This window comes from Terrabacter ginsenosidimutans (assembly GCF_039539425.1).
Taxonomy (GTDB): Bacteria; Actinomycetota; Actinomycetes; order Actinomycetales; family Dermatophilaceae; genus Terrabacter; species Terrabacter ginsenosidimutans.
The window spans coordinates 1-14,278 of sequence record NZ_BAABDC010000014.1 but is presented as its reverse complement, the minus strand read 5'-3'; the positions used below and the strand labels follow the sequence as shown (position 1 = coordinate 14,278).

The window sequence follows — 14,278 nt, the reverse complement described above, 5'->3', positions numbered from 1 at the left end:
TTCCGTGTCAGGAGAAGTCGATGAGCACGCAAGGAGAACCGGTGGACCGGCCTCGCTCCTGGCGACCTCGGCTGCCCTCGGTCCTCCGTGAGGAGCCCCAGTACCGTCTGCTGTTCGGCGGTCAGGTGCTGTCCATCCTCGGTGACCGCGTCATGATGGTCGTGCTTCCGTTCGCCGTCCTGGCCGTCGGCGGCGGCGTGGGTGACGTGGCGATCGTGTCGGCCGCCCAGTTCCTCCCCTTCGCGGTCCTGGCACTGCCGGCCGGGGTGTGGGCCGACCGGCTCGATCGCAAGAAGATCCTCATCGCCTCGGACATGACCCGATTCGGTTGCCAGCTCGCGGGCGGCATCCTCCTGGTGACCGGTACGGCCCACGTGCTCCACCTCGCTCTCCTGGCCGCCCTGTACGGTGCCGCGGACGCCTTCTTCGCCCCCGCCTTCACCGGGCTGCTGCCCGGCACCGTCTCTCCCATCAACCTGCAACCGGCCAACGCCCTTCGCGGTCTCAGCTTCTCCACCGGCTCCATCGTCGGACCTGTGCTGGCGGGATTTCTCGTGGCGTTCGCCGGGCCGGGCGGCGCCTTCCTCTTCGACGCCGGGACGTTTGCCGTCTCGATCGCCTGTCTCATCCCGATCCGTCCCCGAGTCGCCGCCCAGGTGATGCACGACGAGGATCCCGGGGCATCGACGACGCGCTTCCTGTCCAGCCTCAAGGAAGGGTGGTCGGAGGTGCGCAGCCGCCCATGGGTCACGTCGTTCCTCGGGGGCATGGCCGCCTACCACCTCATCGTGCTCCCGGCGATCTTCGTGCTCGGCCCCGTGCTCGCCGCGGAGGAGCTGGACGGCGCGAGGTCCTGGGCCATCATCACGGCAGGGTTCGGCGTCGGTTGCGTGGTCGGAGACGTGCTCCTGCTGCGCTGGAGGCCACGATTCGCCCTCCGCGTCGCGAGCCTGATGCTGATCGGTGCATCGTGTCAGGCAGCGTTCATCGGCAGCGGGTTCGGGGTGTGGGCGATCGCCGGGCTCGAAGCACTGGCGGGCATCTGCGTGACCGGCACGTTCACGCTGTGGGAGACGTCGCTGCAGGAGCACGTGCCCGACCGCGCACTGTCGCGTGTCTCCAGCTACGACTACCTCACCAGCGCGGGCGTGATCCCGCTGGGCAACCTGCTGATCGGGTTCGTGACGGTCGCCATCGGGCTGCACCACGCTCTCCTCGCGATGACCGTCCTGGGGGTCACAGCCGCAGTTGACGTCGCCATGGTTCCCGCCGTTCGCCACCTGCCTCGGGCAAGGACGACGGCCGTCGCCGGCGACGTCTGACCTCTCCCCGTGGATCTGCGCTTGCGGCCTGGGACGTGGATCCGCCCTCCGGGCGGCAGATCCGTGCGTTCAGGCCGTAGCGGTCGGCTGGGACGAAGAGGAGAGTGAGGAGTCACCAACCCCGGGAGGTTCCCGATGTTCGCGCTCCTCGTGATCGCCGCGCTCGTTGTGCTTCCCATAGGTTGGGCCCTCCTGCTCCAGTGGCGACGAGGGGCGACAGGACGCGTCCGACGCGGCGGGCTCCTGGTGGGTGCGGTGGCGATGATGGTGGGGTGCGTCGTCGCGGTCGCGCCCGACGCGTCCGCGAGCAAGCCCTTCCGCATCCCTGCTCCGATCGGTAACAGCAACACCTTCCCGGCCGGAACCGCTTGCGCCTACACGCTGCAAGCGGATCTCGTTGGGGGCAACCGAGTCTTCACTTTCTTCGACAACGAGCGCTTCCACGCGACCGGGCGCCACATCGACCGGTTCACGAATGTGGATACCGGCACCTCGACCACGATCGACCAACAGGGCAGCTTCGACAGCGTGCCCAGCGCGGATGGCGGATCGGTTCTTCGAGGCAGTGGCATCAACGCGTTCGTGTTCTTCCCGGGCGACGCTGGCCCCGGGGACATCCAGAACGGCCGGACCTACCTGTTCACCGGCAACTTCGTGGCAGCCATGGATCCGGCCGGCGCCATCACAACCTTCACGTCGACTGGTACGAGCCAAGACGTCTGCGCGATGCTCATGTGATCGATGCGTCGGGCGGCGGCGACGTCCGCTCGTCGGCAAGACCGACAAACGGCAGATGCCGATGCCTCAGAGCCGGTCGAGGGCCACGAGGTACCGCTGCGTCATCCAATCCTGCACGGCTCGACCGATGGGTCCGCCGAGTCTCGTGAGGAACGACGCAGGTTTGGAGAAACCGGTGACCGTGAACCGAATGGTGCCGTCCGAGTCGTGGTCGAGGACGAACAGCTCTTCGCCCGACTCCGGGTGCCCCGGAAGGGTGCCGTAGGCGAACCCCTTGCGCCGCGGCTCATCGATCACCTGGACGACTCGGCACGGGATCCGCAATGACAGCGGACCGGGACCGAGTCGCATCACCACGACCGTGCCCGTCTGAACGGTCGCATCGGACGCCTGGACACGCAGGCCAGCCTTCTCGTGCATCAGCCAGCCCATCAGGTCCCGGGCGGCACCGTCGAAGTCTCGCCGCTTCAAGCGTCTGGTGACATGGAAGCGCCGGAAGCCCGGTGGGCACTCGCCGGCAGCGGTCTGATCTGCCGGGTACGACAAGGTGGCGGCTTGCAGGTCAGCGGCGACGTCCTGGCCGAGCAACTGGACTGGCATGCCTCCATGGTCTCCGACAAGGAAGGCGATCCGGCCGCTGGCCCGTCATTCGCCCGTTGGGCCTCCCGCCAGCTCGGCCACGATGTCGAGATGGCCCACGTGCCTTGCGTACTCCTGCACGAGGTGAAGCAACACCCTCTCGAGGGTTGCCGGTGGCTGGCCTTCCCAGCGCGGCCCAGGCTGCCCGACATCGGACAGAGCGTGAGCCTCGATGACAGCGTTACTGCGTGTGGCCTGCTCGCGGAAGGCCACCAGCAGGTCGGTGAGGGGCTCGGACTCGTCCACGAACCAGCGCCCATCGCGGCTGTCCGCCCACGGGTCGGCAACCGCGGCGCCCTCGAATCCCCACTCGAGCCATCGCTGCTCGACATGAGTCAGGTGCTTCAGGAGCTGTACGGGCGTCCATGCTGACGGCAGTCTGCTGGTCCGCTGCTCCGTCTCGGACAGCCCTTCGACCCTGCTTGCGACCTGGTCGCGGAAGTAGTCGAGATAACGGATGATCGCCTCAGTGGACGACGATGCAGGTTCGGTCGGTTCAGGGAACGGCACGCTCACGCATCGAGTATGACCGCAGGTCAGTCGGCGAGCGCGGCGGTCCTCGGAGCGGCATACGAGGACGTGCGCGTTAGGGTCTTCCGCGGAATCGCGAGCCACCGTTGGGTGGAGCGCACCTGCAGGAATCTGCCGCGTGACCGCCCCGCCCGGTGGCACATTGGACAGGACAGGACGCATCCGGTGCGACGCGTCGGGTTCTAGGGATCGAGGCGCCCGATGGCCTCTTCGACGTGGCGCAGGACCGGAACATCACACGGTGGACGCCGGATCCTTGTGGTGCTCATGCTCATCTTCTCGGCGCTGCTGCTGGCGAGCTGTGCAGCGGCGGCGAATCCCGCCGCTGGGGGAAGCGACTCGGCAGGTTTCTGGTTCGGCCTCTGGCAGGGATTCATCGCACCCATCGCGTTCCTGGTTTCGCTGTTCAATCACAACGTCGGCATCTACGAAGTGCACAACAACGGCGCGTGGTACGACTTCGGCTACATCGTGGGCCTGACCATCTTCTTCTCGGGCGGCACCGCCGGTGCCCGCACCCGGCCGAGAGCGAGCAAGGGAGCCCGGCCATGAGCCCCGCCCACGCTCCGCCTGCTGTCAACGGGCCTGAGGATGGACAGCACCAACGCGCCGCTCTCAACCGCGGGGCGATCGAGGCCGGCACGGGAGAGAAGATTCTCATCGGCCCGGTATGAGCGAGTGATCGACGCTCTGGGTCGCCAACGCAATGCGTTCGAGGCGACGTCGCACGAGAACGCGGGGACCTTGGCCCCTGTGGCGCTGACGTCGGCCGCAGGCACGCTGGTGCCATGAGCGCGCCGCCGAGAGAATCACGTGATGGGGAACTGGCCGGTGCAGCCGGCACACCTTCTGGCTCGCGGCTGCTCCTGGACGAGTTCGCGGCCCCACTTCGACGTTGCCGTCGTGCACTCCGACGTCTTCCGGGCAGTCCCTGTCGAGTGCTACCGGGCGGCGACGGACGTGGACCTCTTCAAGGCGCCTCTGGTTCGAGCCTTGCTCGTCATGCGGGCTCTGCCACGACGTGTCGCGGGAGAGCTGAGGGGGCGGCCTCCGACGGCTTCGGCTCCTGAGGCATCCCTGAGCACCTTCCGGCTCAAGGACCTGGTCGGTCTGGGGTGGATCCTCCTCGGCGAGACGCCCGGCGTCGAGATGGTGCTCGGTCAGGTCAGCTGCCCGTGGAGGGCGGTCGCGGACCCCGCTGACGCCCCGACCACGCCAGAGGAGTTCGCCAGCTTCGACGAGCCGGGGTACGCCAAGATCGCCGCCGGCCTGAGGATCGACCCCTACGGGAACGACTCGTCGATCCTGACGGTCGAGACGCGAGTGGTCTTGACGGACGACGAGAGCCGGCGCCGGTTCAGGCGGTACTGGCTCGTGATCGGCCCTTTCAGCTCCTTCATCCGTCGCGTGGCGTTGCGTCTGGTGGCGGACGAGCTCGACCGGGGAGCTGCACCCAAGGCGCGTGCGGTGGGGCGTTGAGAGCGCCGCGGCTTCAGCCTCAGGCCGCCCCCGCTCCGGGTGGGGAGTAGGGGCGGCCCGGCGACCGTCGGCGGAGGGTCAGAGCTGCTGCGCTCCGCCGTCGACGAAGATCTCAGCGCCAGTCATGAAGCTGCTCTGGTCGCCGGCGAGGAAGAGGGCGACGTTCGCGATCTCCTCCGGCTGGCCCATCCGGCCCATCGGGACCGTGGACGTGAGGGTGTCCAGCAGTCCCTGCGTGTCGGCGGGAGTGGGCGCGAGCCCCTCGACCCCAGGCGTGTGGGTCGGGCCGGGAATGACCGTGTTGACGCGGATCTTGCGCCCGACCAGCTCGGCCGCCCAGGTCCGCCCGAAGGAGCGGATGGCGGCCTTGGACGCCGCGTAGACGCCGAAGGCCGGCGTGCCGGCCGTGGCGGCCGTGGACCCGACCAGCACGATGGCGGCGCCGTCGTTGAGGACCGGCAATGCCTTCTGGACGGTGAAGAGGGTTCCGCCCACGTTGCCGTCGAAGGTCTCGGCGAACTGCTCGGGGGTGATGGCGCCGAGGGGCGCGAATCCGCCGCCGCCGGCGTTCGCCATGAGCACGTCGAGTCCGCCGCCGTGCGCCTGGATGGCCTCGATGAGCTGGTCGAGGTCCTCGAGCTTGCTGACGTCACCGCGGACGGCGGTGACGTTGTCGCCGATCGAGGCGGCCGCCGCGTCGAGCGCCTCCTGGCGGCGCCCCGTGATGAAGACGTGCGCCCCCTCGGCGGCGAACCGACGTGCCGTGGCCAGGCCGATGCCGGAGGTGGCTCCCGTGACGAGCGCGTTCTTGCCGTGCAGCTGTCCCATGATGATCATCCTTCGTAGTTGTGTATCGAGTGGTACAGAAAGAAAGTACGCTCCCATCTGCCGCTTGGCAAATCTGTACCGTTCGGTTTGGAACTGGTACCGTGACAGGCGGAAGAGGTGAGGTCGTTGAGTCCACGAGGCAGACCCAGAGGGTTCGATGCGGAGAGAGCGCTCGACGCGGCGGTCGAGGTGTTCTGGCGTCACGGCTACGAGGGCGCGTCGCTCGATGACCTGACCCGGGCCATGGGGATCAACCGGCCGAGCCTGTACGCGGCGTTCGGGAACAAGGAGCAGCTGTTCCGTGCGGCCGTGGCGCGCTACGCCGAGGTCGACATGGCGTACGCGCGGGAGGCCCTGGCCGAGCCGACCGCTGCCCAGGTCGCCACGTCGCTGCTGCGGCGGAACGTGGAGGCGGTCACCCGCCCGGGTCAGCCGGCCGGCTGCCTGACGGTGCAGGGAGGGACCGCGTGCAGCGCCGGCAACGAGGCGATCGCGGAGTTCCTCGCGGCGAGCCGGCTCGCAGGCGAGCGGGAGCTGGCCGAGCGGTTTGCGCGGGCGGTCGCCGACGGAGACCTGCCGGCCGACGCCGACACGGCCGGGTTGGCTCGGTTCGTCATGATGGTCGCTGAGGGCAACGCGGTCCACGCGGCGGCGGGGGTGAGCGCCGAGCAGCTCCTGGCAGCCACGGAGATCGCCCTCTCCGTGTTCCTCACGCACGAGGCGAGCGTCCGCGGGTAGCCCGACGTCGGCCGTGGGCTGCGCGAACAGTGGCGTTCGAGGTCTGTCCATGCTCACACCGCATCCCGTATGTGGTCCGCCGGTCCCGAAGTGGTGCTCGAGCCGTATCGGCCCGGGACCTCCCCACCCTGACGACGCACCGCCGTGGCGGGCATCAGCCGCGTGACTGTGCCTGCCGGCCTGCGCGCGACCCGGCACCCAGGCGTCGAAGACGTCGCGCTTCCGCAGCGGCCCGAAAAGAGGCGGGTGCCGTGCGCCCATGCCCGGCTCAATACGCGCCGCCAGGTGGGCTGGGAGGTGCGCAACGAACCCGGTTCCGGGTGGAACTCAGTCATTCGGCTGATGGCGCGACGCGCACCGGGCGTCATCGTGGAGGTGCCGCCCGCCGCCGGCCTCGTCGTCAGGACGACACCCGCCTCAGCACGGTCCAGCTCGATGCCCGTCCATGGCGGCGAGGCACTCCCCACGACGGCCGTCGGCTGATGGCTGCCGTCCGGGCCCGAGCTTCCGCGCTGCTCGCCGTGCCCAGCGACTGCTTCCAGCTGCCCAGAAGGAGAACAGCACCATGAACCCTCCACCCGAGTCATCGCGACACCCTGCCGCCACACCCGCAGACGTCACCGCGATCGCGGCCGAGGCGTCGGCGCCGAGCCGGCGCACGTTGCTGCGGGCCACCGCCGCTGCGGGAGCATCCATCGGCCTGGTCGCCGCCTCGCGACCCGGGGGCGCCGTGGCAGCCGGCCGACCGGCCGGTGACGCGGGTCGCGGCCGCGACCGGGCCCCGAAGCCACCACCGTTCTCAGGAACATGACTGGGGCCGGGCCGGGCGACAGCCCCAGCGGCCACCCCGAGAACGAGGTACCCCTCCCCGTGCGCCAGCACTCCGGCCTGCTCCAGCAGGACTGACTTCCCACGCCCGGCTGGCTCACCGGTGAACACCAGGCCTCGCCCGCGTCGGCTTGTGCCGGAGACGAGGTCGCGCAGTAGGTGCATCTCGGCTTCGCGCCCAACCAGCGGGAGATCCCCGGGCGAGGTTCCCACCAGGCGATTCTCCGGTCATGCCGAGGCCCGCCGCCCCTGCCTGTACAACCTTGGGTGGTCGACGCTCAGGCGCAGAACGATCGGCATCAGTCGGTCGGCGAGCGGGAGGCGACGCGCGGTCTGGCTGGGCCCACAGTGACACCGGGGGACACCCGGGGGGACACATCGGCAGGAGGACGACCGATGACAGAAGAGAACCCCGCCCCCTCCAGCGGGTCTCCGCAGGTGGGACGGGGTTTCCGTCTGGTGGAGCTGAGGGGATTCGAACCCCTGACCTTCTCATTGCGAACGAGACGCGCTACCAACTGCGCCACAGCCCCTTGGTGCGAAGGAACGATAACACCACGCCGACCGGCATACCCAATCGACCGGGAGGCCGGTAGGCGCCATGTTCAGACCCAGCTGGGGAACCACATCCGGGCCTGCCATTCCGACAGCGGGATGACGTCTGCGACGTAGATCGGGTGGAAGAACGCGAACAGTCCCATCGTGGCGAGGACGAACAGTCCCATGACGCCGTAGCCGACGCGGCGGCGCGTCAGCGACACGTCGCGGCCGCCGATGACGAGGCCCAGGACGTAGACGCAGGCGAGCACGACGTACGGCACGAAGGCGACCTCGTAGAAGGAGTAGATCGTCCGGTCGCCGAGGAAGAACCACGGCAGGTAGCCGGCGAACAGGGCGCAGAGGATCGCGCCGGCCCGCCAGTCGCGGCGCAGCGCCCACATGAAGAGCAGCACGAAGATCGCAAGGGTGCCGCCCCACCAGATCGACACGGTGCCGAGCGAGGTGATCGCCTTGCTGCACTGCTCGACGAGGCACCCGTCGGCGCCCTTCTTCGGGCCCTCGTAGAAGAACGACGTCGGGCGTCCCTGGATGAGCCAGGACCACGGGTTGGTCTGGTAGGGGTGCGAGCTCGTGATCGCCTGCGTCGAGGCGTACATCTGCTGGTGGTAGGCCCAGAGCGAGCGCCACCAGTCAGGCAGCCAGCCGTGGTCGGTGTCGGGGTTGTTCTGCGCCCACGTGCGGAACGACCCGCCCTTGGTGAGGATCCACCCGGTCCAGCTCGCGACGTACGTGACGACCGCGGTCAGCACGAGCTGCACGAACGCGTACGGCCCGTCCTTGACGACCGCGCCGACCGACCAGCCGCGCACACCGGCAGCCCGCCGGGCCCCGAGGTCCCAGAGGACGGTGAGCAGCCCGAAGAAGACGAGGAAGTAGAGGCCCGACCACTTCACGCCGGCACAGAGGCCGAGCATGATGCCGGCCACCCACCGCCACGGACGCCAACCGAGCCACGGTCCCAGCCACGACGTGGCCGAGCGGGCGCGGTCACCGACCGTGCGGGCGAGGACCTCCCGTGCCTTGTCCCGGTCGATGAGCAGGGCCCCGAATGCAGCGAGCCCGAAGAACATGACGAAGATGTCGAGCAGGCCGGTGCGTGAGTGGACGAAGTGGTGACCCTCGAAGGCGAGCAGCGCTGCGGCCACGGTGCCGAGCAGGTCCGAGCGGAAGAGCCGTCGCGCGATGCGCCCGAGCATGAAGATCGAGATGGTGCCGGCGAGCGCGACGGCGAAGCGCCAGCCGAAGGAGTTGAGGATGCCGAAGGGCGCCTCGCCCCACCCGATGAGCCATTTGCCGACGGGCGGGTGGACGACGAAGTCGCCCTCGGTGCCGTAGACCATCGGGTCGTTGGCGGTGAAGTGCTGGTCGACCTGGTTGGCCTGCTGCAGCACGTCGTCGTTCTTCATCTCGAACCAGTACAGGACCATCGACCAGCCCTGCTTGACGTAGTACGTCTCGTCGAAGACCAGCTGGTGCGGCGCCCCGACGTGCCAGAAGCGCATGAAGCCGCCGACCAGCATGAAGAAGAGCGGGCCGGCCCAGCCGAGCCAGGCGATGCGGCCGGCGGTGCGACGGGTCACGCGGAAGTCGTCGGCCGGGTCCCCGAGCAGGCGAGCGCGCACCTGCGTGGCCGAGTTCATGGGCGCCATCGTATGCAGTGTGGCTGGGTGGGTCGTGCCGGGCGGCCGGGCGCTCAGGGCGGGGTCGTCAGAGCGAGACGCCGCGGGCGCGCAGGACGGAGTAGCCGACGAACGCCACCGTGTCGAGGATCGCATGGCAGACGACGAGCGGCATGACGCGCCGGGTGCGGACGAAGACGAGCCCGAGGACGAGGCCCATGACGATGTTGCCGGCGAAGCCGCCGAAGCCCTGGTAGAGGTGGTAGCTGCCGCGGATGAGGGCGGACAGGCCGATGACGAGCGGCCACGACCACCCGGACTGGCGCCACCTCGTGAAGAGGTAGCCCACCATGATGACCTCCTCGAGCACGGCGTTCTCGATGGCTGCAAGCACGAGCACCGGCGCCGACCACCACACGGCCTCGAGGTTGGCCGCCGACACCTGGGTGTTGATGCCGATGGCCTTGGCGAGGAAGTAGAAGCCGAGGCCCGGGATGCCGATCACGGCGGCGAGCCCGAGCCCGCGGAGCAGGTCGCGCCCCGGCTCGCGACGGTCGAGCCCGACGAAGTGACCGGCGCGCACGTCGACCGCCGGCTGGCGGATGTGGTTCAGCAGGTAGAGGGCGAGGGCGACCGCGACGAGCGGGAGGACGATGCCGGCGAGCTGGAAGGCGAGGTCGAGCCAGGGGCGACCCGGGGTGGCCGACTGGTTCATCGCCGTCGTCTGCTGGGACAGCGGTACGGGGCGGGTCAGCTTCTCGATGATGCTGAGCACGGCGTAGACGGCCGACGACCCGAGACTCACCCCGAGGACGAGGACCGTCTCCCGGCGGAGCCCGCGCTGGACGGCCTGGTCGGTGACGGGCAGGGGGTCGCGCTCCGAGGGGGAGAGCAGTCCGGCAAACCGTCCGCGCTCCGCGGTCGCTGGCGTCGACATGGCGCCAGCGTAACTTCGTCGCGAGAGGACGACAGGGGGTCGGCGTAGTGTCGCTGCCATGTCGCTGCTGGAGGAGTGGGAGGCGGGGCGGCACGAGGCGGACGGCCGCGCCTACCCGACGTACCGACGCGGCAGCGGGCCTGCCGTCATCGTCATCCACGAGAGCCCGGGCCTCACGCCCGAGGTCATCGACTTCGGTGACGAGCTCGTGCAGGCCGGCTTCGCCGTCGTGCTGCCGCACCTCTTCGGCAGCGCACACGCGCCGCCGCGCACCTGGGAGGCCGCGCGCGTCGTGCCGCGGCTGTGCCTCACGAGGGAGTTCACCATGTTCGCGGCCGGGCGCACCGCGCCGCTCGCCGGGTGGCTGCGCAGCCTCGCCCGCGCGGTTCACGCGACGGCGGAGGGTCCTGGCATCGGAGTGGTCGGCATGTGCGTGACCGGCGGGTTCGCCCTGGCGATGATGGTGGACCCGGCCGTCGTCGCGCCGGTGGTCGCACAGCCGGCGACCCCACTGCCACTGGGCCGGAGACGGGCCGCCGACGTCAACCTCAGCGCCGAGGACCTCGCTGCGGTGGCCGAGCGGGTCGCTCAGGGATGTCCGGTGCTCGGCGTGCGATACCGGCACGACTGGGTCACCGGCACCAGGTTCGACACGTTGGAGCGGGTGCTCGGCGACGGCTTCATCCGGGTGGAGCTCGCGGGCACCGGGCACGCCACGCTGACGGACCACCGGCACCACGAGGCGGTCGATGCCGTCGTCGGCTTCCTGCGTGAACGCCTCATGTCCGAAGGCTGAGCGACGTCTGGGCGGGACGGGCGCTCGCTCGCCCGGTCGTGTCCTGGCGGCCGAAAACCATTGGCGCACAGGTCAGCCGGCGGCATACGGTCTCGTCATGACGTCGACGCTGCGCACGGTCCTGCGATCCCGGCTCACGACGGCGATGCGCGAGCGAGACCGGTCGGCCGTCAGTGTGCTGCGAACTGCCGTGGCTGCCATCGAGAACGCCGAGGCCGTTCCCGTGGGGGACGAGCCGCCGGGCGCTGCGTCCACGCCCGCATCCGCGTTCACGGCCTCGGACGTGGCCGGTGCGGCGGTCGGTCTCGGAGTCACGGAGGCCGAGCGACGCCGGCTCGACCATGCGACCGAGCGCTCCGTCGTCGCCCTCGAGGTGTCGTCGCTCGTCGAGGCAGAGACGGCGTATGCCGCAGCCGGCGACCGTGAGCGGGCGCGTTCCGCGGCCCACGGGGCGGCGCTCCTGCAGTCGGTGCTCGACGAGCTCGACCGTCCCGGCGGCTGAGGCCCGTCGTCCACAGGGCCGGTGCACAAGCTGTGCACGGGTGCTCCGGCCATGTGGAGAAGAAGGGGTTTGCTGTGGACGACACGCCGTAGCGCTGTGGACCGCCGAGAAGTTTTCGGGAAGTGCTTGCGGACCGTCCCCGGCAGGGATAGAAATCTCTCACGCCCTTCCTTCGGGGAGAGCGGGACGACTCGGAGACGAGGGTCCACACGGTGGGGCAACCCACCGCGGCAGCCGGGTGACGAGGCGGCCGGGACCGGAGCCGACGAGAAGTCGATCGGGAGCGTCACATCGACCGATCAAACCAGAAGGGCCCTTGAGACTCATACTCCCAAGGGCCCTTCGCCTTTGCGCTGCAGTGCTTTTCGTGTCAGACGCGGGTCGGCGCCGCCGGTCGCCACGGCTTGAGCCATGGCGTCTCGGGCCAGCCCTCACGGGCGGCCACCAGCTCGTACATCGTCGCCCCGTCGATCGACTCCCGGACGATGTCGGCGTGGCCGGCGTGGCGGGCGAGCTCCTCGACGAGGTGCATGGCGACCCATCGCACCGACCAGGCGTCGACGTCGTGGGGGAACCACGGGGCGTCCCGCGGGACCGGCACCGCGGCGCCCAGGTCCGCGTGGCGGAGGACCTCACGCGTGACGTCACCCTGCGCGCCCAGCGCGGACAGGAGCGACTCGAGGGTGTCGTCGTCGGTGACGCGGAAGTCGTCACCCCAGGCGGTGGCCTGCTCCTCGACGGTGCGGTCAGGCGGTGTCGGCGCCGCGGGAGCGGCCGCCATCCGCTCGGTCCAGCCGCGCTCGCAAGTCGTGACGTGCTTGATGAGACCGCCGATGCTGAGCGTGCCCGCGGTCGGGGCGAGACGGATCTGTTCCTCGGTGAGACCGTGGGCGACGGTGACGAACGCGTCGCGCTGCTGGTCGAGATAGGCGATGAGGCTCTCGCGCTCGTCGGCGACGGGTGGGACGTGGGCTGCCATGGCCGGTGCCTGCTCTCAGTCGTTGCGGTGGGCGTAGAGGTCACGGAGCAGGGCGATCTCGGCCCCGTGGTGGATGAGCTCGCGATTGATGTGGAGCACGAGCTCGACGCGAGGGTGCTCGGCCCACGGACCCTCGCTGGGGCCGCACGGCTCGGCGAGAGCCGCCGCATCCCAGCCGCGGACCCCCGTGGTCCACGCCGCGAAGGCCGCGTCGAGCTGCTCGAGCGCCTCCTGGGCCGTGGCGGCGTACGGGAACGACATGTAGTCGACGGCAGGGCCGCCGAAGTGGCTGTGCACGCGGGCGCCGAGGACGCCGACGATGACGTGCGCGAGCCGCCACGCGATCGTCGTCATCGGCGCGGGCACCGGCTCCGGGTAGGCCCAGTCGATCGTCAGCTCGCCGCTGCCGCCCTGGGTCTCGGTGCTGCCCTCGCCGCGCGGGTGGACGTTCCAGGCGCCCGGCGTCGGCTCCCAGACGTACTCCTCGTCGGTCAGGCCCTCGAAGCGGGGGCGCAGCTGGTTGGTCCAGTGCCAGGCTGCCTGGTCGACGAGGACGGCGGTCCAGTCGATGGAGGTCTGTGTCGATGTCATGCGTCGAGCGTCCCACCCATATAGGACAGCTTCTGTCCGCAGTGCCTGTCATGCTCGGGTCATGTCCACGAGCAGCGACGGCACCGGCACCACCGCGCGGGTGCTGCGCCTTCTCGACCTCCTGCAGAGCAGGCCGGTCTGGAGCGGCACGGAGCTCGCCGCCCGGCTCGGCGTCACGACCCGCAGCGTGCGCCGCGACGTCGAGCGCCTGCGCGATCTCGGCTACCCGGTCAACGCGGCCCACGGCGCCGGTGGCGGGTACCAGCTCGGCGCCGGTCGACGGCTGCCGCCGCTCCTGCTCGACGACGACGAGGCCGTCGCCATCGCGGTGTGCCTGCGGCTCGCCGCCGGCGGCACGGTCGAGGGTCTGGGTGAGGCCGCCGTCCGCACGCTCGCCAAGCTCGACCAGGTGCTCCCGGGCCGCCTGCGCTCGCAGGTCGAGGCGATCCACGAGGCCACCGTGACCCTCACGAGCGACACCGCCCCCGTCGACGCCGCCATCCTGCTCCTGCTCGCCCGGGCGTGCCGCGAGACCGAGCGCGTCACCTTCGCGTATGCCGGCCCGCGCGGTTCGGGCGAACGCCGGGTCGAGCCCTACCGGCTCGTCGCCACCGGACGCCGCTGGTACCTGTTCGGCTTCGACCTCGACCGGGACGACTGGCGCATCTTCCGGCTCGACCGGATGACTGCTGCGGAGTCACGCGGCTGGCGGTTCCGACCCCGCGACGACGCGCCCGACGCGGCCGACCACGTGCGTCGCTCTATCTCGCAGGGCGCCTACGACCACGTGTGCCGGGTGCGCATCGAGGCCCCGAAGTCCTTGGTGGAGAAGCAGATTCCCGCGTCCGTGGGCACGGTCACGGCCGACGGGCGGACACGCTGCATCTTCGAGGCCGGCGGCAACCACCTCGGGTGGATGGCCATGCACCTCGGGGTGCTGCCGTGGGAGATGACGGTCCTCGACCCGCCCGAGCTGCGGGATGTCATGCGCGAGCAGGCGGCCCGGATGCTCCGCGCGGTCGGCGTCCCCCAGCCACCACTCGAGTGAGCGCCCCGTCCCACTCGAGTGAGGGCGGTCTCAGATCGTCTGCGCAACACGGATGTCGTGTGGAGGCGGGACGATGGCTGGTGGACTGAGGCGGTATTCGGTAGCTCAGCGGGAACAGGCGCTGGGGCTGCTCGAGCAGGGG

General features: G+C 70.1%; 16 protein-coding genes and 1 tRNA gene. 9 read left to right on the top strand and 8 right to left on the bottom strand.

Annotated features, from left to right (window positions below):
* Positions 1-20: 20 nt before the first annotated feature.
* Positions 21-1,322 carry an MFS transporter gene (locus ABD831_RS21435; protein ID WP_344951881.1) on the top strand — a complete coding sequence of 434 codons (1,302 nt, stop codon included), beginning with the start codon at positions 21-23 and terminating at the stop codon, positions 1,320-1,322.
* A 135-nt stretch (positions 1,323-1,457) separates the two neighbouring features.
* Entirely contained in the window at positions 1,458-2,060 is a 603-nt protein-coding gene (locus ABD831_RS21430) for a hypothetical protein (protein WP_344951878.1), read from the top strand.
* A gap of 66 nt (positions 2,061-2,126) precedes the next feature.
* Here ABD831_RS21430 and ABD831_RS21425 read toward each other — a convergent pair whose 3' ends face one another.
* Together ABD831_RS21425 and ABD831_RS21420 are read right to left on the bottom strand one after the other, a co-directional pair.
* Entirely contained in the window at positions 2,127-2,648 is a 522-nt protein-coding gene (locus tag ABD831_RS21425; protein ID WP_344951875.1) for a DUF1990 domain-containing protein, read from the bottom strand.
* Positions 2,649-2,705: 57 nt separating this feature from the next.
* Complete coding sequence (locus ABD831_RS21420; RefSeq protein WP_344951871.1) at positions 2,706-3,215, bottom strand: mycothiol transferase; 510 nt, start codon at positions 3,213-3,215, stop codon at positions 2,706-2,708.
* Positions 3,216-3,497: 282 nt separating this feature from the next.
* Between ABD831_RS21420 and ABD831_RS21415 the strand changes: the two genes are divergently transcribed.
* A complete protein-coding gene (locus tag ABD831_RS21415; protein ID WP_344951867.1) occupies positions 3,498-3,782 on the top strand; it encodes a hypothetical protein in 285 nt (94 codons plus the stop codon).
* Between the two features lie 351 nt (positions 3,783-4,133).
* Positions 4,134-4,709 carry a hypothetical protein gene (locus ABD831_RS21410; RefSeq protein WP_344951864.1) on the top strand — a complete coding sequence of 192 codons (576 nt, stop codon included), beginning with the start codon at positions 4,134-4,136 and terminating at the stop codon, positions 4,707-4,709.
* A gap of 78 nt (positions 4,710-4,787) precedes the next feature.
* Here the strand turns inward: ABD831_RS21410 and ABD831_RS21405 are convergent, their stop codons facing one another.
* Entirely contained in the window at positions 4,788-5,537 is a 750-nt protein-coding gene (locus ABD831_RS21405; RefSeq protein WP_344951861.1) for an SDR family NAD(P)-dependent oxidoreductase, read from the bottom strand.
* A gap of 117 nt (positions 5,538-5,654) precedes the next feature.
* On the opposite strand from ABD831_RS21405, the gene ABD831_RS21400 reads away from it, so the two are divergent.
* On the top strand, positions 5,655-6,275 hold the full coding sequence (locus ABD831_RS21400) for a TetR/AcrR family transcriptional regulator (RefSeq protein WP_344951858.1): 621 nt from the start codon (positions 5,655-5,657) through the stop codon (positions 6,273-6,275).
* Between the two features lie 144 nt (positions 6,276-6,419).
* Positions 6,420-6,758 (top strand): hypothetical protein, encoded by a 339-nt coding sequence (locus ABD831_RS21395; RefSeq protein ID WP_344951855.1) that lies wholly within the window; start codon positions 6,420-6,422, stop codon positions 6,756-6,758.
* An 802-nt stretch (positions 6,759-7,560) separates the two neighbouring features.
* Here ABD831_RS21395 and ABD831_RS21390 read toward each other — a convergent pair.
* The 3 genes from ABD831_RS21390 to ABD831_RS21380 all read right to left on the bottom strand — a co-directional run bounded on the left by ABD831_RS21390 (position 7,561) and on the right by ABD831_RS21380 (position 10,220).
* Positions 7,561-7,636 (bottom strand) — tRNA-Ala (locus tag ABD831_RS21390).
* A gap of 72 nt (positions 7,637-7,708) precedes the next feature.
* Positions 7,709-9,304, bottom strand: a complete 1,596-nt coding sequence (locus ABD831_RS21385; RefSeq protein ID WP_344951852.1) for a dolichyl-phosphate-mannose--protein mannosyltransferase — start codon at positions 9,302-9,304, stop codon at positions 7,709-7,711.
* Between the two features lie 67 nt (positions 9,305-9,371).
* The gene (locus ABD831_RS21380) at positions 9,372-10,220 is read right to left on the bottom strand and encodes a CPBP family intramembrane glutamic endopeptidase (protein WP_344951849.1); all 849 of its coding nucleotides are present in this window, start codon (positions 10,218-10,220) and stop codon (positions 9,372-9,374) included.
* Between the two features lie 58 nt (positions 10,221-10,278).
* Between ABD831_RS21380 and ABD831_RS21375 the strand changes: the two genes are divergently transcribed.
* Positions 10,279-11,016 (top strand): dienelactone hydrolase family protein, encoded by a 738-nt coding sequence (locus tag ABD831_RS21375; protein ID WP_344951847.1) that lies wholly within the window; start codon positions 10,279-10,281, stop codon positions 11,014-11,016.
* 97 nt (positions 11,017-11,113) lie between these two features.
* Entirely contained in the window at positions 11,114-11,518 is a 405-nt protein-coding gene (locus ABD831_RS21370) for a GatB/YqeY domain-containing protein (protein ID WP_344951844.1), read from the top strand.
* 370 nt (positions 11,519-11,888) lie between these two features.
* On the opposite strand, the gene ABD831_RS21365 is transcribed toward ABD831_RS21370, so the two are convergent.
* Positions 11,889-12,497: a DinB family protein gene (locus tag ABD831_RS21365; protein WP_344951841.1), complete on the bottom strand. Its 609-nt coding sequence runs from the start codon at positions 12,495-12,497 to the stop codon at positions 11,889-11,891.
* A gap of 15 nt (positions 12,498-12,512) precedes the next feature.
* Positions 12,513-13,088: a DinB family protein gene (locus ABD831_RS21360; RefSeq protein WP_344951838.1), complete on the bottom strand. Its 576-nt coding sequence runs from the start codon at positions 13,086-13,088 to the stop codon at positions 12,513-12,515.
* Positions 13,089-13,149: 61 nt separating this feature from the next.
* Between ABD831_RS21360 and ABD831_RS21355 the strand changes: the two genes are divergently transcribed.
* Positions 13,150-14,136, top strand: coding sequence for a helix-turn-helix transcriptional regulator (locus ABD831_RS21355; RefSeq protein WP_344951835.1), 987 nt, complete (start codon positions 13,150-13,152; stop codon positions 14,134-14,136).
* The last annotated feature ends 142 nt before the right edge of the window (positions 14,137-14,278 follow it).

Coding starts and splice junctions, on each gene's coding strand:
- ABD831_RS21435 (WP_344951881.1), top strand. CDS start 21: ATGAGCACGCAAGGAGAACCGGTGGACCGGCCTCGCTCCTGGCGACCT.
- ABD831_RS21430 (WP_344951878.1), top strand. CDS start 1,458: ATGTTCGCGCTCCTCGTGATCGCCGCGCTCGTTGTGCTTCCCATAGGT.
- ABD831_RS21370 (WP_344951844.1), top strand. CDS start 11,114: ATGACGTCGACGCTGCGCACGGTCCTGCGATCCCGGCTCACGACGGCG.
- ABD831_RS21375 (WP_344951847.1), top strand. CDS start 10,279: ATGTCGCTGCTGGAGGAGTGGGAGGCGGGGCGGCACGAGGCGGACGGC.
- ABD831_RS21380 (WP_344951849.1), bottom strand. CDS start 10,220: ATGTCGACGCCAGCGACCGCGGAGCGCGGACGGTTTGCCGGACTGCTC.
- ABD831_RS21405 (WP_344951861.1), bottom strand. CDS start 5,537: ATGGGACAGCTGCACGGCAAGAACGCGCTCGTCACGGGAGCCACCTCC.
- ABD831_RS21360 (WP_344951838.1), bottom strand. CDS start 13,088: ATGACATCGACACAGACCTCCATCGACTGGACCGCCGTCCTCGTCGAC.
- ABD831_RS21355 (WP_344951835.1), top strand. CDS start 13,150: ATGTCCACGAGCAGCGACGGCACCGGCACCACCGCGCGGGTGCTGCGC.
- ABD831_RS21415 (WP_344951867.1), top strand. CDS start 3,498: ATGCTCATCTTCTCGGCGCTGCTGCTGGCGAGCTGTGCAGCGGCGGCG.
- ABD831_RS21365 (WP_344951841.1), bottom strand. CDS start 12,497: ATGGCAGCCCACGTCCCACCCGTCGCCGACGAGCGCGAGAGCCTCATC.
- ABD831_RS21385 (WP_344951852.1), bottom strand. CDS start 9,304: ATGAACTCGGCCACGCAGGTGCGCGCTCGCCTGCTCGGGGACCCGGCC.